We start from the raw sequence: 21,096 nt of genomic DNA, 5'->3' as shown, positions 1-21,096 counted from the left end.
CCCTGAACGCGCTAGAGCCCGATCCTCTTGCGCAATTCGGCATGGGTCATGCCGGCCTCACGCAACGACCGGAGACTGGTGTCCTTGCTGGACTTCGAGAGCTTGCGTCCGTCCGCCCCCAGGACGAGCCTATGATGCCGGTAGACCGGTGACGGCAGGCCGAGCAGTTCCTGCAGGACCCTGTGCACGCTGGTTGCGTGATAAAGGTCCTGTCCGCGCAGCACATCCGTGATGCCCTGCCTGGCATCATCGACCACCACCGACAGATGATAGCTCGTCGGCGTGTCCTTGCGGGCAAGGATCACATCACCCCATGCTGCTGCCTCGACAGGCACCGCGACAGGTTCGGCAAACAGGCTTTCGCCTTCCGCCCCCGTTTCCTGCCACGACAGCACCCTTCCGATCTGTGCGAGGGCGCGCTGCATGTCGAGACGCAGTGAGAACGGCGCATCGCTGGCCGCCCGGCTCCTGAGCTCTTCCGGCGAAAGAACCGCGGCATCGCCAGGATAAAGCGGCGCACCGTCGGGATCCCGCGGCCAGCTTTCTCCATTAGCTTCCTTGGCTGAAACGAACGCCTTGATTTCAGCACGGGTCAGATAGGCGGGATATACCAGGCCCATGTCCTGCAACTTTTCCAGGGCTGCCCGGTATTGCGGAAAATTTTCCGATTGGCGCAACACGGGCTCATCGAGCGGCACACCCAACCAGGCGAGATCCTCGAACATCTCCCGTTCCAGGTCCGGCGTGCACCGGGTCTGGTCGATGTCTTCCACCCGCACGAGAAACCGGCCACTGAGGGCAACAGCTGCACGCGCATTCAGGAGAGCCGAAAGCGCATGCCCCAGATGCAAGTGCCCATTGGGCGAAGGAGCAAAGCGGAACACGGGCTGGGTCATGAGATCGGCAAAGGCTGTTGACGCGGAGCGGGCTGATGAGTGAAGTCCTACCTATCATTCCCCAGCCGCCGCGCAAGAGACAGTATCGCCCGGCAGTTCAAGACATCTCCGGACAAGCCCCGCCGACATGACCCCGATTACCACCGAAGAAGACATCGAAGCCGGTCTCAAGGCGCTGATCCGTCTCGACCCGCGCCTGCAGGAAATTGCAGGAACAGCAGGCCCGATCCCCTTGCGCCGCCGCGTAGCCGATTTTGAAGGTCTTGCACAGATTGTCACCGGACAGCAGGTGTCGGTTGCCAGCGCGGCTGCCATCTTCGCGCGCCTTCAGGTGTTGATTGCGCCGCTGACGGCAGAAAACCTGGAAACCTTCACCGACGAGGAACTGGCAGGCGCCGGCCTCTCCCGACCGAAAATCCGGACCTTGCGCGCGCTGACGGAAGCTTGCGGCAATGGTCTCGACCTGGCTCATCTGGCACAGGCGCCGGCGGATGAAGCCCACCGCGTGTTGTGCGATATAAAGGGTATCGGCCGCTGGACCGCGGATATCTTCCTGCTGTTCTGCGCGGGACATCCTGATGTCTTCCCGAGCGGTGACCTGGCCTTGCAAGTCGCGGTTCAGGAGTCCCTCGGCCTGGCAGAACGTCCAGCACCAAAAGAGCTCGACGTCATCGCCGAGGCCTGGACACCGCACCGCGCCGTTGCCGCCCGTCTCTTCTGGGCTTGGTACAAGGTCAAAAAACAGGGCCGGGAAACCCTGCCAGTCTAGGGTGTGGTCCCTATCGGGCCGACATGTCGGCAACGGCCCGCAACAGAAGATCAATGTCCTCCGGCCGGGACAGACGATGATCGCCATCCGGTACCAGCGAAAAGGTGACATCGTCCAGCGGCAAGGCCTCAACCAGGCGGCGTGCATGACTTTCCGGCACATCCGGGTCCTGCGCGCCCTGCAGGATCGTAACGGGAGCACCGAGATGAAGCGGCGTCCCGAACAGTAGGTGATTGCGGCCATCTTCGATCAGCTTGCGCGTGATCACATAGGGCGCGTCGCTATAGGCGGAAGGCTGCTCCCAGCGGCCATCGGCAAGAATGGCGGCACGGATCTCATCGCTGAAGCGCTGCTTCCACATCAGCTCTTCGGTAAAATCAACCGCGGGAGCGATCAGAACCAGCCCCTTGATACGGCCAGAGTCCTTGCGGGCGAGCGCCAGCAACAAGGCGAGCCAACCGCCCATGGAGGACCCGACCAATACGGTTTCGCCCGGGCAACAAGCATCGAAAACGGCAAGTGCCTCCTCCAGCCAGTCGGAAACACAGGCATCTTCGAAATCACCCTCCGACAGGCCGTGGCCGGAATAGTCGAACCGCACCACACCCTGCCCGTTTCGTGCCCCTTCCTGGGCCAATGCCTCGGCTTTTGTCCCGGACATGTCCGACTTGAACCCGGACAACCACAAGATGCCGGGTAACGAACTTGCCCCGGAACCCGGCGCGTTCCGCACGGCAATCCGGCGTTTCACGTCGTTTTTTCCGATCTGGATGAATTGCGGTTCGGAATCACCCATATTAAGGCTCTCGTTCTGATAGATGTTTTCTGTCCATGCCATTTGGCACAGACGCCCCGCCTTGACCAGTTCACCGGAGATCCGATTTGGTTCATCTGCCTTCTGAGACCACGATTTTGCAAGTGATCCCGGATCTCAACTCCGGTGGCGCCGAGCGCACGACGCTGGACGTTGCCAAAGCGGTGGTGGAAGCCGGCGGAAAGGCTCTCGTTGCAAGCCAGGGCGGCCAGATGGTGCCGGAACTGGAAGCCCTTGGCGCGGAGCACATTGTCCTGCCCGTCAAGTCGAAGAACCCGGCGACCCTCTGGAAGAATGCAGCCAGGCTGGCGGAGATCGTGACCACACGCAAGGTCAGCCTGCTTCATGCTCGCAGCCGGGCCCCGGCATGGTCGTGCCTGTGGGCCGCACGGCGCACCCGAACCCCTTTCGTGACCACCTACCACGGCACCTATAACCAGTCGAATGCGCTGAAGGGCTGGTACAATTCGGTCATGGCACGGGGGGATGCAGTGATTGCCAATTCGCATTTCATATGCGGGCTGATCGAAGACCGGCACCCGTTCGCAAAAGGCAAGATCACCGTCATCCAGCGCGGATCCGATCTGAAAGGCCTGCTACCCGACAATGTCAGCGCTCTGCGGCTGCAGGCATTGAAGGACCAGTGGGGCATCCCGATGGGACGCCCGATTCTTCTCAACATGGCCCGGCTGACCGCCTGGAAGGGACAGCGTGTCGTGATCGAGGCGATGGCGCTTCTGCAAGACAGGCTGCCGTCCGACCCGATCGCCATTCTGGCGGGCGATGCCCAGGGTCGCGATGGTTATCTGGCGGAGTTGAAAAAGTTGATTGCCGACAACGGACTGCAGGACAAGGTCCGGATCGTCGGTCACTGTGCCGACGTTCCCGCCGCCATGGCATTGGCCGATATTGCGATTGTTGCTTCTGTCGAACCGGAAGCTTTCGGCCGGGCGGCAGTTGAAGCACAGGCCGCAAGGGTGCCTGTAATCGTCTCCAACCTCGGGGCGGTACCTGAAACCGTCCTCTCCCCGCCCGATGCGGCCGAAAGCGAACGCACCGGCTGGCGGGTGGCACCGGGCGACCCTCAGGCTCTGGCGGATGCCATTGTCCGTGTGTTGGGCCAGGACGTGGACGAGAAAAACAAAATGGCGGACCGGGCTCTCGCCCATGTCCGCCAGAATTTCTCGGTCGAAACCATGTGCGCCCGCACGCTGGGTGTTTATGCCGGCCTGCTGGGCACCTGATCTCAGCCGGCGCGTACGCGTGCCAGGAAGCCGTCGACCTCCGCCTGAAGCGCCCGGGCATTGCTCGCAAGCGTGCCGGACGCCGCTTGCAGCTCTTCCGCCGCATGCCCCGACTGGGTGGCTGCTTCGCTGACGCTGCTGATGTTGCGGGTCACATCCCGTGTACCGGTGGAAGCTTCGTGCACATTGCGCGCGATCTCGGTGGTTGCCGCGCCCTGCTCTTCGACAGCCGCCGCGATCCCGCCGGCAATCTCGTTGATCTCGAAGATCGTCTTGGTGATGCCGTCGATAGCAGAGACCGCGTCACGGGTCGCCGACTGGACACCGGAAATCTGCTGGGAGATTTCCTCGGTCGCCTTGGTCGTCTGGCTGGCAAGTTCCTTCACTTCCGACGCAACGACGGCAAATCCCTTGCCGGCCTCACCCGCACGGGCCGCTTCAATGGTGGCATTGAGCGCCAGAAGGTTGGTCTGCTCCGCGATATCGGAAATGAGCTTCACCACTTCACCGATGCGCGAAGCGGCTTCGGCGAGCCCCTGAACCTGGTCGTTGGTTTTCTTGGCTTCCGCCGTTGCCGTGGCAGCAACATTTGAAGACTGGGCGACCTGTCGGGAAATTTCCGAAACCGTCGACGACAGCTCTTCGGCTGCGGAGGCAACGGTCTGAACGTTGGCAGATGCCTGCTCGGCAGCCGCGGCAACGTTCGAGGATTGTTGCTGGGTCTGCTCGGCGGTGGCGCTCATGGAACTTGCGCTCGATTCCAGCTGGGACGACGAGGACGATACCGCCTGGACGATTTCACCAACGGAGCTTTCGAAACTATCGGCAAGCTCCATCATCATCCGCTTCTGCTCGGCGGCGGTTCTTGCTGCCTGTTCCTTCTGTTCCGCTTCCAGTTCGCGGGTCCGGACGGCATTGGCGCGGAAAACTTCCACGGCGCGGGCCATGCTGCCGATCTCGCTCTTGCGGTCGGTGTACTGGACGTCGATGTCGATGGATCCGCCAGCGAGCGTTCCCATGGTTCCGGTAAGCGTTTTCACCGGCCTGGTAATGCTGCGTCCGATCAGCCAGCCAAGCCCGATAGACAGCACCAGCGCGATGGCGGAAACGGTCAGGAATGTTGTTTTGGAGAAGACCTGGGCAGTGTCCAGCGTTTCCCCGGCGGCCAGCTTGCCCGCATAGGCAGCTTCAGACATCACCGCCCATTCCGGAGCGACCTGGGCGTAGATTGCCTCGATCTCGGCCAGGTCGGCAGCAATCTTCTGGGACAATTCGGCATAAGCCTGGAAGGAGGCCTGGTAGGTATCCAGCAGCTTGCCGATTTCAGCCTGCTCGGCGTCGGGCAGCCCGCTTTTCGGCAACAGATCTGCGAATTCAGCCCGCCGTTCGCCGATCCTGCCGATATATTTCTCGTCACCGCGCAGCATGAAATCTTTTTCATGACGGCGCATCATCAGCATCTTGACGGTCAATGCATCCAGATTTGCGGCATCCAGCTTGCTTTCCACGTCATGCACGGCAGTGCGCAGAGACCCCTGCAGCCCTGTGCTCTCATCAAGCCCCATTCGGGTAAGCTCACTGGTCAGAGCGTCGAACTTTGCCTTGTGCTGGTCAAGAACATCACGAAGCTTGGCGATGTTATCCTTGATGGAAGCCGATTGCGGCTTCGTATCGACATCGTTCAGGTTACTCTGGGCTTTCTCGAACTCGGCCTTGTATTCCTCGACGAAGGCAAGGTCTTTGTTCAGAAGAAAGTCCTTCTGGCTGCGCTGCATGTTCTGCGCATGAGCCTGAACCTGCGACACCTTGAAGTCCATTTGCGAATATTCAGCCAGATTGTCGATTTCGTGCGACACGATTTGCTGGCTGTAAAGTGCCGTGCCAAGCAATACGCCAATGGCAACCACGGCGATTGCGGACAGCGCTCCGACACGCACCGCGATGGGCAGATCTGCAAAGAACTTCATAATGGTCTCGTTTTTTTGGGGCAGCTCTTGTGAGCCTTGCACAGTGTGCCTAGAAAACGCTCAAGCCATTAATTTTCCTTTACGCAACTTGAATACTGAGCCGACTAATCTTCTAAACCAGAGGTTTATACTTCTACCCACTCAATCATTCAGAGAATTCATTCAACTTATTATTTAGGCAAAACAGCCTTTTTCACTGCTCTGGAATTCCGGCCTGCCCAAAAACCGCACAGTTTCTCGGCCCCCTCCTGTCACTTTTGACCATCACAAAAGGAGTGCGGACGCCAGCGTGCGTCATTTTTTCGCGTCGCGTCGGTGCAATCTTTTTCAGGGTTTCAGCCAAAAGCGACCCGAAACCGGCAAAGGCTTGGGTTCATTCTGCCGATACGCAAATTCTGTGGCCTCGCTGCACGCCACCAGAACGCGGACGTCACGCTGCCAGCGGATAGGCCTCTTCCACCAGATAGGGGCCGCCACCGACACTCGATTTCGCCGAGAACAGCACAAACCGTCCGGCAATGAAGGGCTGCGCCTGGAAGTTGCCGCGCTCGCTCAGCCACTTGGCCACGTCCTCGTTGGTCGAGGTCCTGCAACGGGCAAGGGTGACATGCGGAACATACTTGCGCCGCTCGGCCGGCAGATGCAGACGCTGGATGATGCGTTCCTGCTCGGCCTGCAATTCGGCAAGTTGAGCGGTCGGCTCAACCCGGGCCCAGACCGCATGCGGCTTGCCGTTGCCGAAAGAACCAAGACCGTTGAGGCGGATTTCCACCGGATCCCTGCGGACACGATCAAGCGCGGCGGCGATCTCGTCGGCCGTACGGTCGTCGATGTCGCCAATGAAGCGCAAGGTGATGTGGTAGTTCTCCGGATCAATCCAGCGGGCGCCCCGAAGGCCTCCCCGGAGCATCGAAAGCATGAGTGCCGTCTGGGACGGAATCTCAAGGCCTGTAAATAGGCGCGGCATGGGTGTTCCCTCCGCTGTCGCTGATGAATCCCATGAGGAATCAACTTCATGAAAATCGCAAGACAAAAAGCTAAGTTTTTGAGCGCGTTCAAAAATTCAGCGCCGCACTCAAATGAAAACCGGGCTGGTTCATAACCAGCCCGGCCTCCGATCTGCAGATGATTCTCTAAAAAGATTTATCGATCAGGAAGTTACACCCGTTACGGCGCCGGATTGCCGAATTTCTGATGCAGCGCATCGATTTTCTCCAGAACATCGGCACTCAGCGTAACGTCCGCAGCTCCGATGTCGGTATCCAGCTGCTCAATGGTCGTCGCACCCAGGATGACCGATGTCATGAAAGACCGCGACATGGCAAAGGCAAGTGCCATCTGCGACGGATCAAGTCCCGCCTCCTGCGCCAGGTCCAGATAGGCATCGACCGCCTCGATGGCGCGCGGGTGCTCATAGCGCTGCAGGCGGTTGAACAGCGTCTTGCGGGCACCTGCCGGAAGGGCGCCATTGCGGTATTTGCCCGTCAGATATCCCTGGGCCAGTGCCGAATATCCCAGAAGACCGACATCTTCCCGGCGGGCAACTTCCGCAAGGCCGGTTTCGAAGGTCCGGTTGACCAGGGAATAGGCGTTCTGGATCGAGACCACCCGCGGCACGTCATACATCTCGGACGCGGCGACGTAGCGCATCGTGCCCCAGGCACTTTCGTTGGAGACACCGACGTGACGGATTTTGCCGGCCTTGACCAGATCCCCAAGGATTTCCAGCGTCGACTGGATGCTGTTTTCGTCCGGAGCCGGTTCGACATCCGCCCAGCGCGTCGGGTTTGAACCGAAGCCGCCGACGTTCCGGTCCGGCCAGTGGATCTGGTAGAGGTCGATATAGTCTGTTTCCAGGTTCTTCAGGCTGCGGTCGACCGCAAATTCGATCTCTTCGCGAACCAGTTTCGCCTTCGCACCGTTTTCACGGAACCAGTCCATGTCGGTCCGCCCGACCACCTTGGTGGCCATGACGATCTTGTCCCGCATGCCGGTTTTCTTGAACCACGTGCCGACGATGCGCTCGGTCCGGCCCTGGGTCTCTTTCTTCGGCGGGATCGGATAAAGTTCTGCCGCGTCAAAGAAATTGATGCCCTTTTCCACGGCGTGGTCCATCTGGGCGTGACCTTCGGCCTCGGAGTTCTGCTCCCCGAAGGTCATGGTACCGAGGCAAAGGGCGCTGACCTGTATATCCGTGCGGCCAAGACGGCGCTTTTCCATAAGACTATCCTTCAAATTTTGAAAACGGGGCGTCCCGGAAGCCGGATCGGCTTCCACCCCAGGTCCAGAGCAAAGCCCCTAGGATCGGGCTTTGGCCAAAAGCTCTTCCACTTTCGGCAGAATGTTTTCGACGATGACTTCCACCCCTTTGGCGTTGGGATGCATACCGTCGGAAAGGTTGAGATCGGGATTGAGGGCGGCTCCCTCGAGGAAGAAGGGATAAAACAACGCATCGTGCGCCTTGGCAACATCGGAGTAGATCGGATCGAATGCCTCGGCATATTCCGGCCCAAGATTGCGCGGAGCCAGCATGCCCGCAACAAGCACGGCAACACCGCGTTCCGTCAGGCGCCGGACGATTTCGTCGATATTCTTGCGCGTCAGCTCCGGAGAGATCCCCCGCAACGCGTCGTTTGCCCCAAGCTCCACGATGACGGCACTGGTGTCCGGTCCCACCGACCAGTCCAGCCGCGACAGCCCGCCGCTTGACGTGTCGCCAGACACGCCGGCATTGACGACCTCGACCGATTGCCCCTTCGCATCAAGCGCTTTCTGGAGCTGATCCGTGAAGCCCTCACCTGCCGACAGCTGATAGCCGGCGGACAGACTGTCCCCCAGCACCACCAGTTTCAGATCGGCCGACTGGGCGGCCATTGGCAGGAAAGACAGGATGATTATCGTCAGGCAGGCAATAAACCGGTTCACGTGAACACTCTTTTGGGACTGGAAGACGCTCTTCAACAGGCCCATATGGTCGCAGAGCGTCCAATTGTCGAGGGCTTGTGACTGTCAGGAAGACGATCACACGTCCATTGTAAAGGCCAGAGAATGACAAATTCGCCCGCGATCGCCCTGAAAGACGTCCACCTGACCCTCGGCGAAGGCGCCGGGCGGGTGCATATCCTGAAGGGGATCGACCTTCAGATCGAGAAGGGGGCCTCCGTCGGCCTTGTCGGCCCATCAGGGTCCGGAAAATCGACATTGCTGATGGTCATGGCGGGGCTGGAACGCGCCGATGAAGGCTCGGTCAACGTGGCCGGATCCGAACTCGGCCCCCTGTCCGAAGACCAGCTGGCCCGGTTCCGCGGCCGCAATGTCGGGATCATTTTTCAGTCGTTTCACCTTGTTCCCAACATGACCGCGCTGGAAAACGTGGCCGTGCCGCTGGAACTTGTTGGGGATACCGCCGCCTTCGACAAGGCCAAGGCGGAACTGGATGCCGTCGGGCTCGGCCACCGCATGCACCACTACCCGGCGCAACTGTCCGGCGGCGAACAGCAGCGTGTCGCCGTGGCAAGGGCGCTGGTCGTCGAACCCGCGATCCTGATCGCAGACGAACCGACTGGCAACCTCGATGAAAGCACCGGCGCACAGATTGTCGACCTGATGTTCACCGCCCAGAAGAACCGGGGCACGACGCTGGTTCTGGTCACCCACGACCCGAGCCTTGCCGCCCGCTGCGACCGCATGATCCGCGTTCGCTCCGGAGAAATCGAAGAAGAAACGTCTGACCGCGCCCGCCGCGAGGTGTCTGCATGAGCGCGTTTGTCCCGGGCAGCACACCGGCAAACCACCAGACGATGCGCCTTGCTGCCCGGTTCGCCTTTCGTGAACTGCGCGGCGGCCTCAAGGGCTTTTACATTTTCATTGCCTGTATCGCGCTCGGCGTAGCGGCAATCGCAGGCGTCACGTCTGTCTCACGGGCTCTTACAGAAGGAATTTCGCGCGAAGGTCAGTCCATCCTGGGCGGTGATCTCGATTTTTCCCTGATCCACCGGCAGGCCGACGCCGATCAACTTGCCTATCTGAACGGCCTTGGTGACCTTTCCCGCGTTGCGACCACGCGGGCCATGGCAAGAAGACCTGAGACCGGCGATCAGGCATTGGTAGAGCTGAAAGCCGTCGACGGTCCCTATCCCCTTTACGGCACATTTGAACTTGCCTCCGGAGAGGCCCTGGAAACGGCCCTGGCCCGGAAAGACGGGACCTGGGGCGCCGTTGTGGACCCTTCTCTTCTGGCGCGGCTTGGTGCGAATGTCGGAGATACGCTCTCCCTCGGGCGAGCCACCATCCGAATTGCCGACACCATTGCCAACGAACCTGACAAACTGGCCGGGGGCATGGAATTCGGTCCACGCCTTCTGATTTCCGATGCCGCCCTGCCTGAAACCGGCCTGATCCAGCCCGGCAGCCTGGTGCGCTGGCATTACCGCGTTCGAATGGCCCCGGCTCCCAACCTGGAAGCAATGGAAGGGATCGTCGAAGAGGCGAAATCCGCCCAACCGGACGCGGGATGGCGTATCCGCTCCCGCGCCAATGCGTCCCCAGGCCTTCAACGCAGCATTGATCGCTTCGCACAATTCCTGACACTGGTTGGCCTCACCGCGCTGGTTGTTGGCGGCGTTGGCGTGGCCAATGCCATCCGCGCCTATCTGGAAACCAAGCGTGAGGTTATCGCCAGCTTCAAGTGCCTGGGCTCGACGGGCGGCTTCGTCTTCAAGATCTATCTGGTTCAAATGCTGGTGCTTGCGCTTCTCGGCATCGTCGTCGGCCTTGTGCTGGGTGCCCTGATCCCCTTTGCCGCGGCTGCCGCACTGGCGCCGGTTCTACCGGTCAAGCTCGCGGCCAGCATCTATCCGACCGAGCTTGCCCTTGGCCTCGTCTACGGCCTCCTGACCGCTCTCGCCTTTGCAATCTGGCCGTTGGGGCGGGCTCATGACGTACCGCCGACGGCCCTTTTCCGGGATATCGTGACCGGCGGCGCCAAGCTGCCGCGCAAACGCTACCTGTTTGCCACCGCGGCAACAGTGCTTGCCCTTGCCGCCATCGCCATTCTGCTTGCCCACGACCAGCGCATGGCCGGCACTTACATCGCCGCATCCGCCGGTGCGTTCGTTTTGCTGGTGCTGGTCGCACGCGCGATCATGGCCATAGCCAGGCGCCTGCCCAGCGTCCGCTCGACCGAGCTCAGGCTGGCGATTGCAAACATTCACCGCCCCGGAGCGCTGACCCCGTCAGTCGTGTTGTCGCTCGGACTTGGCCTGTCGCTGCTGGTCGCGCTTGCCCTTATCGACGGAAACCTGCGGCGCGAGCTGACCGCAACCATTGCCGACAAGGCTCCGAGCTTCTTCTTCATCGATATCCAGAGCCATGAACGCGATGCCTTCGAGGCCTTGCTGAATGCTGAAGCATCCGACGCCAACCTGCAAAGCGTCCCGATGCTGCGCGGACGCATTGTCTCGCTGAACGGTATTGCAGCTGACAAGTTCGTCCCCGCCCAGGAAGGCTCCGGCTGGGTGCTGCGCGGTGATCGCGGCATTACCTATGACGCAAGCCTGCCCAAGAACTCGAAGCTGGAAGAAGGCTCCTGGTGGCCGGAGGACTACACAGGCATTCCGCTGGTGTCCTTCGATGAAGAGGCCGCCACCGATCTCGGCCTCAAGATCGGAGACCGGATCACGGTCAATGTGCTCGGCAGGGAAATCACGGCGGAAATTGCCAACACACGTACGGTGGAATGGCAGTCCCTTGCGATCAATTTCGTGATGGTTTTTTCGCCGAACACTTTTGTCGGTGCCCCGCATGCCCATCTGATGACCCTTGGCTGGGACGATGATGTGCCGGAAGAGACGGAACTTGCCTTGTTGAAGACTGTCTCGAACGCCTTTCCGACAGTGACGGCAATCCGGGTGAAGGACGCGATCTCTCAGGTCAACGATCTGGTGGCACAGCTCGCCTGGGCCATCCGCGGCGCAAGCTCGATCACGCTGATCGCCAGCGTTCTGGTTCTGGCAGGTGCACTTGCCGCCGGTCATCGCAGCCGGATCTACGATGCGGTCATTCTGAAAACCATTGGCGCGACACGGGCTCGCCTGATCTTCGCCTATGCACTCGAATACGCCATTCTGGGCCTTGCAACGGCGGTGTTCGCCCTGCTGGCCGGAGGGGTCGCCGCCTGGTACGTGATAACGCAGATCATGGATGGGTCGTTCGTGATGATGCCGGTGACCGCAGCAGGTGCCGCGCTGATCGCGCTGGTGCTGACGGTAGGTTTCGGCCTCGTCGGCACATGGCGGGTGCTGGGTGAAAAGCCCGCACCTGTCCTGCGAAATCTCTAGCGCAAAATGCGGTCAGCTGCTGTAGCGGCCAACGTGCACACAGAAAATAGCTGATCAAAGGACGTTTGCCGGCTTCGGTCGTGTCTCCTTTGATCAGCAAGGCTATTTCCGGTGAACCGGTAGACTTCCGAAAACAAGATCGAACGAATTCTTGGCGGGCGCTGATCTATTTCGATCCGGCGCCCACAGCTCTTGGCAAACTTCGTTCAGGGAAAAATCCCGAAATACAACCAAATCGCGACAAACTTCAGCTCCACACAACTTGCATACTGAATTGATCTTGGCTATCCGGTTCAGCTCCGGGCAGTTTGTTAAGAAGGGGCCATTCCATGTTCAAGTTTCTCCCGAAAATTCGTTTGAAGACCATTGCCGGGGCTGCTGCCCTGTCCGCAGTCGCCGTTATGGCTTTCGCCCCTGCCGCGTCGGCGGAAAGCCCGTTTCATACCGGGGTCTGGCAGTTGAACACACCGGAAGGCCCGCGTGGCCTCGTCGTCAGTGACTGGCTGGTCTTCGAAAACGGCTTGCCGAAGCGCTGGCTCTATCGCCGGGCCGGCACCAACGACGCCAACCAGTTCGATTTCTTCACCCGTTCGATGAACGATTCCGGCTATACGCCGGTCGGCATCCGGGTGTACCGCACCGGCGACAACGCGATGAAATACACGCTGGCGCCCAAGGGCGAGGATCCGATCGAGGTTTCCGCCGTCCGTCTCTCCATCCCGAATTTCGAGAACTCCTGCCTTTCCGTCGAGAAAAAAGGCAAGCGCTTCTACGGTAACTGGGTCGGCACTGAAGGCTCCAAGCTGAAGAAACTGAACGTGTCGAAAAACCGGCTGACCATCGACGGCGAAGCGCGCAAGGTATCGATTGCGGAAGTCCGCGTCGGCCGCATGGGCATTACCGAAAATGGCAAGCCGATCGCTTTCCTCACCGATGCCGGCGGCGACTATGCGGTTCTGCAGTGGTTCAAACCCGGTGTGACTGTCGAGCAGATGCAGGATCCGGACAAGGAAATCCTCGATTTCGCGTCGGAAGAAATCGTTCGCAACCCCGGCGGCACCTGCGACCGGCAGATCGAATCCCGACTGAAAGCCATGAAATAATACGACTGAATCTGAGCCTGTTTTTAAGGATAGGTTCAAATAATACGTCCTGAGCGCAAAGATTACGAATTTTTCATCGAATTCGACTTGTGCTCGGGATAGGCTTTTCCCATATGTTGAGGGAGTTGTGTTGCATGCGCGATTGCATGCGCACGTCTATCTAGAAGGGGATTTTTACGACCATGTCGACCTATGACCGTCAATCTCAAGGCGCGTATACCGTCGCCGGCGCACGCGCCGAGGCCGGCATCGATCAGGGCCTGCGCTCCTACATGCTGGGCGTTTATAACTACATGACCATCGGCCTTGCGCTGACCGGCTTTCTTGCGCTGGCAACGGTCATGCTTGCAACGACAACCGATCCGAACTCTGCTGTCGCCAGCCTTGGCAACGGCCGCATGCTCACCCAGCTGGGTGTTGCCATCTACGGCAGCCCGCTGAAATGGGTTGTCATGCTCGCACCGCTCGGAATGGTATTTTGGCTGTCCTTCCGCATTCAGTCCATGAGTGCCGGCGCAGCGCGGACCCTTTTCCTGGTCTACGCATCCGTAATGGGTATCTCCCTGTCCTCGATCTTCCTGGTTTACACCCCGGGCTCGATCGCTCAGGTCTTCTTCATCACCGCCGGTACCTTCGGCGCGCTGAGCCTGTTCGGCTACACCACGAAGAAGGACCTCTCCGGCTGGGGCTCGTTCCTGTTCATCGGCCTGATCGGTATCGTGATCGCGTCGCTGGTCAACATCTTCATGGCATCTTCCGCCCTGCAGTTCGCCATCTCCGTGATCGGTGTTCTGGTGTTCGCCGGCCTGACCGCCTACGACACCCAGCAGATCAAGGAAATGTACTACGAAGGCGATAGCGGTGAAGTCGCTACGAAGAAGTCCGTCATGGGCGCGCTGCGTCTGTACCTCGACTTCATCAACCTGTTCATCATGCTGCTGCAGCTGTTCGGCAACCGCGACTAAGCGCAGCCAAACTGAACAAACGGAAAAGCCCGGCCTTGTGCCGGGCTTTTTTGTGGCCGAACGACTGTCCGACACATCGCACGCCGACACTTGCGTCAATGGGCGTCAACGCCAGCCTTGCGCAAATCAATGGAATGAAGCGGCAGAACACTGCGCTGCCAGGCTTGGCCGAACCAATCGTCTGGTCCGCGGCCAGCGGGTAACCGACCAGCATTAGCCGGTCATTGACGCGACCATCAAGGAAATGCCTGTGACCGGATCAACGCAGGGGAAATGAACCTCACCCGGTCATCAGCTGACTGACCGGATGCCTGGTCAGGCGTCGACCACCCGAAGATGTTTTTTCTTCTCCAGAACCCTCAGCACCTGCGCCAGATCGTGGCCACGCTTCAGGATCATGCCCCCGGTCGCCACGACCGAATAAGCGCCCTGGCGGCGGGCCAGCTTCGGGTCCTTCTCGATCCTGTAAAGCGGCATTTCGGAAGATCTGCGAAACACGGAGAAGATTGCCCGGTCCTTCAGGAGGTCGATGGCATAGTCCCGCCACTCGCCGTCGGCGACCATGCGCCCGTAGAGCCTCAGAATGACATCGAGTTCGCGCCTGTTGAATGCAACAATGGGTTTGGGAGGGGGAGCCGGTTGATGTTGTGGCGACGGGCTTGCACCCGCACCACGCTGAAACGCGCTGTCGTCGGCTTCGCTCATTCCGCCTCCATTCCGTTCGCGGTTTCGCTGCTGACAGGTAACCGACAAGAGAATCGTCGGGAGACGCCTGTCACCTGGCTGTCATGATGCGTCTTCTTTAGCCATTCTGGCAAGCCCGCAACGTCATATTGACAGACAGAGGTCCGAAACCAGAGTAATTTTGCCAATAAGTTTTACGGGAAGAAGTGCAAAAACGAACGCAACGGCACTTTGCCAAGAAAGAATGCATAAATTTCCTTGATTTTGCCGCATTCCAGCCCTTGGCCAGCCATTTTAGACACCCATATTAGGACCATACCCTGATGGGTATGGCCCGTAGAAGCCGCGGAATGCATTAGCCCCCCAGCCCCCCGGGGTTTTTACTGGCCAACCAGATTTAGTGAGTCAAACATCAGGGCAACTGAAGGGCCGGCATTATGCCGGCCCTTTTCATTTGTGGACCTGCCTGTTCTTCTGCTTTCAAACTACTTCAGAAAATCCTTGAGGAACGACAGGAACCGCGCATCGGTTCCATAGGCCACATTGACCCGCATTGCCGGTTTCTGCCGGGTCTCGCGGTTCGGATAGAAGACGGCGCCCGGTGCAATGAAGATGCTTTGCTTGCTGGCAGCGGCGCACAGTTCCCTTTCATCCACATCATCGGGAAACTCCACCCAGAGATAGAACCCGGGAATGGAGCACTCCCGCACGGACAACCCGATCGCCTCCAGTGTCCCGAAGGATGCCTTGTAGGCATCTTCCACCCGGTTCCTGAGACGCCGCAGATGTCTCAGATAATGGCCGGCCTGCATCAGATTGAACACGAAGCGTTCGACGTGGTCGGATGAATTGACCACCGTCAGCATCTTGATATCGGCAAGCTGGCGGATGATGTCCGGATTTCCAGCCACGTAACCGCATCTGAGACTGGCCGACAGTGTCTTGGAAAAGGTGCCGAGATAAAGCACTCGCTCCAGCTGGTCCAGCGCTGCCAGCCTTGGCAGCGTGGCCGGAAGAATGTCGGCAAGCGCGTCGTTTTCAACCAGGAGGAACCCCCAGCGCTCGGCAAGCTGCATCAACCCGAATGACCGCGAAGGTGACAGGGAACCGCCGGTCGGATTGTGGCCGTGGGACTGGGTGACAAACATCTTCGGCCGGTAAAGAGCGAGTTTGGCGGTCAGGTCTTCCAGGTCCGGACCGTCCCTGTCCCGCCGGATACCGACAATCTGCACCTTGGCGAAGGTCAGCTTGGAAAAGAGCGGATAATAGCCCGGCTCATCGACAAAAACCGTATCGCCAGGCTCCGTCAGATGCCGGATGATCAGATCCAGTCCATGGTTGACGCCATGGGTCAAAAGAAGCCCTTGTGGATCGGCCGGGATCGACCGCTCCAGCAATTGCATCCGCAGCCGGTCCCTCAGCGGACCATATCCCCACGAACTGCCGTAGCCGAATTCGATCGCTTCGGGAAAGGGCGTCTTGGCGTTGGCGAAATGGCGGCGCAGCTCCGCCCCCTCCATCCACGACGGCGGCGGGCGCCCATCTCCCGGACGCACTTCATAATGCTGTTCCAGCTGCTCCCGCAGCAACGACATGCCGTCGACAGCAGCCGTGACATGTGGCGCTGGCGGGGTCTTGGAAGCCGGTCCGACCTGTGACATGTAGTATCCGGAGCCGGCCCGCGCTTCCAGTAGCCCCCGGGCGACCAGCCGGTCGTAAGCTTCCGCCATCGTGTTTTTCGAAACGCCGTTCTCCCGCGCGGCCTGACGAATGGAAGGCAACCGCTCAAACGTCTTGTACGCCCCTGCCTCCAGCATCAGCGCGACTTTCTCGACGATCTGATCGACGCGAGACAGTTTCCGACCGCTACCTGTAACCCTCATTGTCCCTCAAAATTTACTGGGACAGTGCTGCCCATAAATCCAACAACTGTCCCTTGATTGTCCCAATCATTTTTATGACAGTTTGCCCCATTACGCCAGCAAATGGCAATTTCCTTGGGAGGGAAAAATGACCAAAGTAAGTAGACGCAGCCTTCTTGCAGGTGCAGCCGTTGGCGGCAGCGCCCTCGCAGCACCGATTGCGGCCAAGGCACAGGATGCGGTCGAGTGGCGCATGCAGGCTCTCTGGGACGCCGGCACCACACCTTTCGAATTCGAGAAGAAATTTGTCGAGCGCGTCAGCGAACTGACCGACGGCAACTTCAAGATCACACTGTTCTCCGCCGGCCAGCTCGTGCCTGCCAACCAGGCATTCGATGCCGTTCGCGCCGGCGCCTTCCAGCTGATGAAGACCTTCGACGGCTACGAAGCCGGCAAGATCCCGGCATTCGCCTTCACGTCCACCATCCCGTTCGGCTTCCCCGAGTCCGACCAGTATGAAGCCTGGTTCTACGAAAAGGGTGGTCTGGATCTCGCCCGCGAAGCCTATGCAAGGGCCGGTCTCTTCTACATTGCCCCCACCGTCTATGGCGAAGAACCGATCCACTCGACCGTCAAGATGGAAACCATCGCCGACATGGCCGGCAAGAAGGGCCGCTTTGTCGGGCTCGCTTCCGCGGTCATGGCCGACCAGGGCGTTTCCGTGACCCCGCTGCCGACGGCGGAAGTCTATACGGCGCTTGAAAAAGGCCTGATCGATTTTGCTGACCGCGGCGATCTCACCGCCAACTACGAAGCAGGCCTTGGCGAAGTCGCCAAGTTCATCATCCTGCCGGGCGTGCACCAGCCGACCACCGCCACCAGCTATGTCGCCAACCAGGGCGCCTATGACGCGCTGCCAGACGACTACAAGGCGGCGCTTGCCGTTGCGGCTCGGGAGATCTCCGGATCGCTGCGCCAGCACATCATGGTGCAGAATGTCGACGTCCTGAAGAAATACGGCGAACAAGGCGTCGAGATCATCCAGCTCGACCCGGCCGATGTCGCGGCCAACCGGTCCAAGGCTGTCGAGTCCTGGAAAAAGGCTACCAAGGAAGACGATCTGGCGAATCGCGTGCTTGCGAGCCAGATTGAGTTCATGACAGCTCTCGGGCTGATCTGACCCTTCCTCCCACCGGACGGTAGACGGCACCTCCCTGCCGTCTGCCGTCCGGTCGTCCTTTCGATCGGCAAATGCTCAGCTTCATGAAATCCGTCAGTTCCATCGTCACCGGCGTCAACCGGTTGTTCTTCCTCCTTGCGGCGGCGCTCATCTTCGCGGTGGTGCCGATCCTGCTTTTCGAAGTGGTCGCAAGATACCTGTTCGATGCGCCGACGGTGTGGGCCATGGAAGCCAGCACGTTGATCTTCGGTCCGCATTTCATGCTGGCCGGACCTTACCTTCTGCACCTGAAGGGCCACGTCGCCGTCGACATCTTCAGCGAAAAACTGACGGGATTGCCGAAAGTGGCTCTCGACGTGTTCTCCTATGCCGTCATTGCTGTGTTTGCAGGCGTTTTTGCCTGGGTCAGCTGGCCGCTTGCAATCAACGCCTACTCCCTCGGCGAAACCAGCTTTTCCGCCTGGAACCCACCCGTCTGGTGGCTGAAATTCGTCGTGCCGCTGTCCTTTGCGCTCCTGTTTTTGCAGGCCCTTGTTGAAGCCTGCAACGCAACGCGCCCGGCGCAGGAACAGACGGGAGCAAGCGCATGAGCTCCGAATTCGTTCTTGCCATCATGTTCGCCAGCCTTGTGGGCCTGCTGCTCACCGGCCTGCCGCTTGCCTTCACGCTCGGCGCACTTGCGCTCGTTTTCACGCTAACGCTGTGGGGCCCCGCCGCCCTCTCCGTTACCGTCCTCAACCTCTACTCCACCATGACGTCGGAATCGCTCCTCGCGATCCCGCTTTATGTGATGATGGCCAGCATCCTTCAGCGTTCCGGTGTTATCGAAAGCCTTTACCGGGCCATGGAACTCTGGTCGCGGCGGTTGCCGGGTGGCCTGGCGGTGGGCACCATCGCCATCTGCACGATCATCGCCGCCATGACGGGCATCGTCGGTGCCGCGGTTGCTGCCATGGGCATGCTGGCCCTGCCCTCCATGCTGAAGCGCAAATATAGTCCGGAGCTCGCGATCGGGACGATCTGCGCCGGCGGAACGCTCGGCATCCTGATCCCGCCCTCGGTGATCACCATCGTCTATGCCGTGACCGCACAGGCCTCTATCGGCCAGATGTTCATCGCCGGCGTGGTGCCGGGCCTGCTGCTCGCCTCGCTCTATATCGGCTATATCGTTCTGCGGTCCGCACTCAACCCGTCCATCGCCCCGCGTCCGGACAACGACGCCCCGGCCACCTGGGAAGAGCGCATTGCCTCGCTGAAATCCCTCATCCTGCCGCTGCTGATCATCGTCGGCGTCCTGGGCACGATCTACATGGGCATTGCAACACCCACGGAAGCAGCCGCCGTCGGCGTCTTTCTGGCGTTCCTGTCGTCGCTCATCGAGCGCCGGTTCGGTTGGGAGCTCATATCCGGCGTTGCCCTCGACGTGGTCAAGGTAACGGCCATGATCCTCTGGATCACCATCGGTGCGCGGGCCTTTGTGGCGATCTTCACCGGCACCGGCGGCGCGGACTTCCTCCTGTCCTTCATTCAGGATCTCGATGCCAACCGCTGGATCGTCCTCGCCATCATGCTGGGCATTCTGTTCTTCCTCGGCATGTTCCTGGACGAAATGGGCATCATCCTCTTGTGCGTGCCCGTCTTCCTGCCGGTGATCGACTTCCTCGAGTTCGACCGGCTCTGGTTCGGCATCCTGTTCCTCGTTTCGGCACAGATGGCCTACATCTCCCCGCCCTTCGGCTACACGCTCTTCTACATGAAGGGCGTCCTGCCCACCGGCATCGGCATGGGCACGGTCTACCGTGCCATCGTTCCCTTCATCCTGCTGCAAGCCATCGGTATCTTCATCTGCGCCCTGTTTCCGGAGCTGGTGTTGTGGCTGCCGCAATCCATGATCAATTGACAGACAGGTTTCCCCCGATGAGTGACGTCACTTCGTCCCGTATTGAAGGTTTTCACAAGCTGGACCCGGCCGGCCGGCTCCAGGCAGTCCAGCGCCAGGCGAATCTCGACAACAAGTCCGTCTCCGACCTTGTGGAAGCGGCATCCGGAAACATCGAACTGGCCGACCGCCTTGTCGAAAACGCCATTTCTTCCATGTCCATTCCTGTCGGTATCGCGACCAACATGACCGTGGACGGACGGGACGTTCTGGTGCCGATGGCCAGCGAGGAATCCTCCGTCATCGCCGCCGTGTGCAACTCGGCCAAGCGCTGCCGGCCGACCGGTGGCTTCAAGACCTCCACAAGCGGCCCGCTGATGGCAGCCCAGATCCAGCTTCTGGGCGCCAGCGACCCTGAAAACGTCCGCCTGCAGGTTTTTGAACGCATCGACGACATCCGCACCATCTGCGAAGAGATCGATCCGCTTCTGGTGAAGCTCGGCGGCGGCTTCCGTGACCTCGACATAAGGGTCATCGACACTGCCGAAGGGCCGATGACCATCGTTCACATCATCGTCGACACGCGCGACGCGATGGGCGCCAACGCCGTCAACAGCATGGCCGAGGCCCTTGCACCCAAGCTGGAAGAATGGACCGGCGCCCGCAGTCTCCTGCGCATCCTGACCAACCTCGCCGACCGCCGCGTGGCACGCGTGCGTGCTGTCTGGCCGCTGGAGGAAATCGGAGGTGAAAAGGTTCGGGACGACATGCTGTCGGCCTATCACTTTGCCGATGCCGACCCCTATCGGGCAGCCACCCATAACAAGGGCATCATGAACGGCATCAGCGCGGTGGTTCTGGCAACCGGCAACGATACCAGAGCCGTGGAGGCAGGTGCTCATGCGTTCGCGTCGAAAGATGGCCGCTACCGCTCGATGTCCCGCTGGGAAAAGGACGGCGACGGCAATCTTGTCGGCATCCTGGAACTGCCGATGGCTGTCGGACTGGTCGGTGGCGCAACCAAGATCCACCCCACCGCGCAGGCGAACCTGAAAATTCTCGGCGTGACCACGGCAGACGAACTGGCCCGGATCATCGTTGCCGTCGGCCTTGCGCAGAATTTCGGCGCATTGCGCGCCCTTGCCACCACCGGCATCCAGAAGGGCCACATGGCCCTGCACGCCCAGAACGTTGCCCTGATGGTGGGCGCGACCGGCGAGGAAATCGACCTGGTGGCCAACGAGCTGAAATCGCTTGGCAAGGTGCGGCAGGATCTGGCCGAGGAAATTCTCGCCCGGCTGCGGCAGGGCGCCAACGCCTGAGGCCTTTTGACAAGGTTCGACCGGAGAGGTCTCGGCACTATTACCGTGTTGCCCCTCCGGCCGATCAACTCCC

The 21,096-nt window shown here is 60.1% G+C and carries 18 protein-coding genes; 10 read left to right on the top strand and 8 right to left on the bottom strand.

Going from position 1 to position 21,096, the window contains the following annotated elements; all coding sequences use genetic code 11:
- Window positions 1-11 precede the first annotated feature (11 nt).
- Window positions 12-896, bottom strand: a complete 885-nt coding sequence (gene gluQRS / locus HEP89_RS09415; protein ID WP_168691881.1) for a tRNA glutamyl-Q(34) synthetase GluQRS — start codon at window positions 894-896, stop codon at window positions 12-14.
- A gap of 127 nt (window positions 897-1,023) precedes the next feature.
- On the opposite strand from gluQRS, the gene HEP89_RS09410 reads away from it, so the two are divergent.
- Window positions 1,024-1,665, top strand: coding sequence for a DNA-3-methyladenine glycosylase 2 family protein (locus tag HEP89_RS09410; RefSeq protein WP_168691880.1), 642 nt, complete (start codon window positions 1,024-1,026; stop codon window positions 1,663-1,665).
- A gap of 10 nt (window positions 1,666-1,675) precedes the next feature.
- On the opposite strand, the gene HEP89_RS09405 is transcribed toward HEP89_RS09410, so the two are convergent.
- Window positions 1,676-2,503 (bottom strand): alpha/beta hydrolase, encoded by an 828-nt coding sequence (locus HEP89_RS09405; RefSeq protein ID WP_197923184.1) that lies wholly within the window; start codon window positions 2,501-2,503, stop codon window positions 1,676-1,678.
- A gap of 44 nt (window positions 2,504-2,547) precedes the next feature.
- On the opposite strand from HEP89_RS09405, the gene HEP89_RS09400 reads away from it, so the two are divergent.
- Entirely contained in the window at window positions 2,548-3,723 is a 1,176-nt protein-coding gene (locus HEP89_RS09400) for a glycosyltransferase family 4 protein (RefSeq protein ID WP_353622307.1), read from the top strand.
- Window positions 3,724-3,725: 2 nt separating this feature from the next.
- On the opposite strand, the gene HEP89_RS09395 is transcribed toward HEP89_RS09400, so the two are convergent.
- From HEP89_RS09395 to HEP89_RS09380, 4 genes are all read right to left on the bottom strand, one after another.
- Window positions 3,726-5,690, bottom strand: a complete 1,965-nt coding sequence (locus tag HEP89_RS09395) for a methyl-accepting chemotaxis protein (RefSeq protein WP_168691879.1) — start codon at window positions 5,688-5,690, stop codon at window positions 3,726-3,728.
- A gap of 430 nt (window positions 5,691-6,120) precedes the next feature.
- The gene (thpR, locus tag HEP89_RS09390) at window positions 6,121-6,657 is read right to left on the bottom strand and encodes an RNA 2',3'-cyclic phosphodiesterase (protein ID WP_023002705.1); all 537 of its coding nucleotides are present in this window, start codon (window positions 6,655-6,657) and stop codon (window positions 6,121-6,123) included.
- A gap of 200 nt (window positions 6,658-6,857) precedes the next feature.
- A complete protein-coding gene (locus tag HEP89_RS09385; protein WP_168691878.1) occupies window positions 6,858-7,910 on the bottom strand; it encodes an NADP(H)-dependent aldo-keto reductase in 1,053 nt (350 codons plus the stop codon).
- Between the two features lie 78 nt (window positions 7,911-7,988).
- Window positions 7,989-8,615 (bottom strand): arylesterase, encoded by a 627-nt coding sequence (locus tag HEP89_RS09380; protein WP_031270103.1) that lies wholly within the window; start codon window positions 8,613-8,615, stop codon window positions 7,989-7,991.
- 123 nt (window positions 8,616-8,738) lie between these two features.
- On the opposite strand from HEP89_RS09380, the gene HEP89_RS09375 reads away from it, so the two are divergent.
- From HEP89_RS09375 to HEP89_RS09360, 4 genes are all read left to right on the top strand, one after another.
- Window positions 8,739-9,449 carry an ABC transporter ATP-binding protein gene (locus HEP89_RS09375; RefSeq protein WP_168691877.1) on the top strand — a complete coding sequence of 237 codons (711 nt, stop codon included), beginning with the start codon at window positions 8,739-8,741 and terminating at the stop codon, window positions 9,447-9,449.
- Window positions 9,446-12,028, top strand: coding sequence for an ABC transporter permease (locus tag HEP89_RS09370; protein WP_209014570.1), 2,583 nt, complete (start codon window positions 9,446-9,448; stop codon window positions 12,026-12,028). The genes HEP89_RS09375 and HEP89_RS09370 overlap by 4 nt, the downstream gene beginning before the upstream one ends.
- Before the next feature lie 329 nt (window positions 12,029-12,357).
- Complete coding sequence (locus HEP89_RS09365; RefSeq protein WP_077291479.1) at window positions 12,358-13,131, top strand: hypothetical protein; 774 nt, start codon at window positions 12,358-12,360, stop codon at window positions 13,129-13,131.
- 182 nt (window positions 13,132-13,313) lie between these two features.
- Window positions 13,314-14,096, top strand: a complete 783-nt coding sequence (locus HEP89_RS09360) for a Bax inhibitor-1/YccA family protein (RefSeq protein ID WP_023002698.1) — start codon at window positions 13,314-13,316, stop codon at window positions 14,094-14,096.
- 315 nt (window positions 14,097-14,411) lie between these two features.
- On the opposite strand, the gene HEP89_RS09355 is transcribed toward HEP89_RS09360, so the two are convergent.
- Window positions 14,412-14,801, bottom strand: a complete 390-nt coding sequence (locus tag HEP89_RS09355) for a DUF2794 domain-containing protein (RefSeq protein ID WP_023002696.1) — start codon at window positions 14,799-14,801, stop codon at window positions 14,412-14,414.
- A gap of 464 nt (window positions 14,802-15,265) precedes the next feature.
- The gene (locus tag HEP89_RS09350; RefSeq protein ID WP_168691876.1) at window positions 15,266-16,663 is read right to left on the bottom strand and encodes a PLP-dependent aminotransferase family protein; all 1,398 of its coding nucleotides are present in this window, start codon (window positions 16,661-16,663) and stop codon (window positions 15,266-15,268) included.
- A gap of 127 nt (window positions 16,664-16,790) precedes the next feature.
- Here HEP89_RS09350 and dctP point away from each other — a divergent pair, with 127 nt between their 5' ends.
- From dctP to HEP89_RS09330, 4 genes are all read left to right on the top strand, one after another.
- On the top strand, window positions 16,791-17,822 hold the full coding sequence (gene dctP, locus HEP89_RS09345; protein WP_168691875.1) for a TRAP transporter substrate-binding protein DctP: 1,032 nt from the start codon (window positions 16,791-16,793) through the stop codon (window positions 17,820-17,822).
- Window positions 17,823-17,905: 83 nt separating this feature from the next.
- Window positions 17,906-18,412, top strand: a complete 507-nt coding sequence (locus HEP89_RS09340; protein WP_209010023.1) for a TRAP transporter small permease subunit — start codon at window positions 17,906-17,908, stop codon at window positions 18,410-18,412.
- Complete coding sequence (locus tag HEP89_RS09335; protein ID WP_168691874.1) at window positions 18,409-19,722, top strand: TRAP transporter large permease subunit; 1,314 nt, start codon at window positions 18,409-18,411, stop codon at window positions 19,720-19,722. Before HEP89_RS09340 ends, HEP89_RS09335 begins: the two co-directional genes overlap by 4 nt.
- Before the next feature lie 17 nt (window positions 19,723-19,739).
- Complete coding sequence (locus HEP89_RS09330; RefSeq protein WP_023002690.1) at window positions 19,740-21,023, top strand: hydroxymethylglutaryl-CoA reductase, degradative; 1,284 nt, start codon at window positions 19,740-19,742, stop codon at window positions 21,021-21,023.
- Window positions 21,024-21,096: the final 73 nt, after the last annotated feature.

Source organism: Labrenzia sp. 5N (assembly GCF_012395805.1).
Classification (GTDB): domain Bacteria; phylum Pseudomonadota; class Alphaproteobacteria; order Rhizobiales; family Stappiaceae; genus Roseibium; species Roseibium algicola.
The sequence above is the reverse complement of the archived record's forward strand: the minus strand, read 5'-3'. Positions and strand labels throughout refer to the sequence as shown.

Excerpts from the sequence above, each read along its gene's own strand:
- HEP89_RS09395 (WP_168691879.1), bottom strand. The coding sequence starts at position 5,690 with ATGAAGTTCTTTGCAGATCTGCCCATCGCGGTGCGTGTCGGAGCGCTG.
- HEP89_RS09385 (WP_168691878.1), bottom strand. The coding sequence starts at position 7,910 with ATGGAAAAGCGCCGTCTTGGCCGCACGGATATACAGGTCAGCGCCCTT.
- HEP89_RS09355 (WP_023002696.1), bottom strand. The coding sequence starts at position 14,801 with ATGAGCGAAGCCGACGACAGCGCGTTTCAGCGTGGTGCGGGTGCAAGC.
- HEP89_RS09365 (WP_077291479.1), top strand. The coding sequence starts at position 12,358 with ATGTTCAAGTTTCTCCCGAAAATTCGTTTGAAGACCATTGCCGGGGCT.
- HEP89_RS09370 (WP_209014570.1), top strand. The coding sequence starts at position 9,446 with ATGAGCGCGTTTGTCCCGGGCAGCACACCGGCAAACCACCAGACGATG.
- HEP89_RS09340 (WP_209010023.1), top strand. The coding sequence starts at position 17,906 with ATGAAATCCGTCAGTTCCATCGTCACCGGCGTCAACCGGTTGTTCTTC.
- gluQRS (WP_168691881.1), bottom strand. The coding sequence starts at position 896 with ATGACCCAGCCCGTGTTCCGCTTTGCTCCTTCGCCCAATGGGCACTTG.
- HEP89_RS09410 (WP_168691880.1), top strand. The coding sequence starts at position 1,024 with ATGACCCCGATTACCACCGAAGAAGACATCGAAGCCGGTCTCAAGGCG.
- HEP89_RS09405 (WP_197923184.1), bottom strand. The coding sequence starts at position 2,503 with ATGGCATGGACAGAAAACATCTATCAGAACGAGAGCCTTAATATGGGT.
- HEP89_RS09330 (WP_023002690.1), top strand. The coding sequence starts at position 19,740 with ATGAGTGACGTCACTTCGTCCCGTATTGAAGGTTTTCACAAGCTGGAC.
- dctP (WP_168691875.1), top strand. The coding sequence starts at position 16,791 with ATGACCAAAGTAAGTAGACGCAGCCTTCTTGCAGGTGCAGCCGTTGGC.
- thpR (WP_023002705.1), bottom strand. The coding sequence starts at position 6,657 with ATGCCGCGCCTATTTACAGGCCTTGAGATTCCGTCCCAGACGGCACTC.
- HEP89_RS09360 (WP_023002698.1), top strand. The coding sequence starts at position 13,314 with ATGTCGACCTATGACCGTCAATCTCAAGGCGCGTATACCGTCGCCGGC.
- HEP89_RS09375 (WP_168691877.1), top strand. The coding sequence starts at position 8,739 with ATGACAAATTCGCCCGCGATCGCCCTGAAAGACGTCCACCTGACCCTC.
- HEP89_RS09350 (WP_168691876.1), bottom strand. The coding sequence starts at position 16,663 with ATGAGGGTTACAGGTAGCGGTCGGAAACTGTCTCGCGTCGATCAGATC.
- HEP89_RS09335 (WP_168691874.1), top strand. The coding sequence starts at position 18,409 with ATGAGCTCCGAATTCGTTCTTGCCATCATGTTCGCCAGCCTTGTGGGC.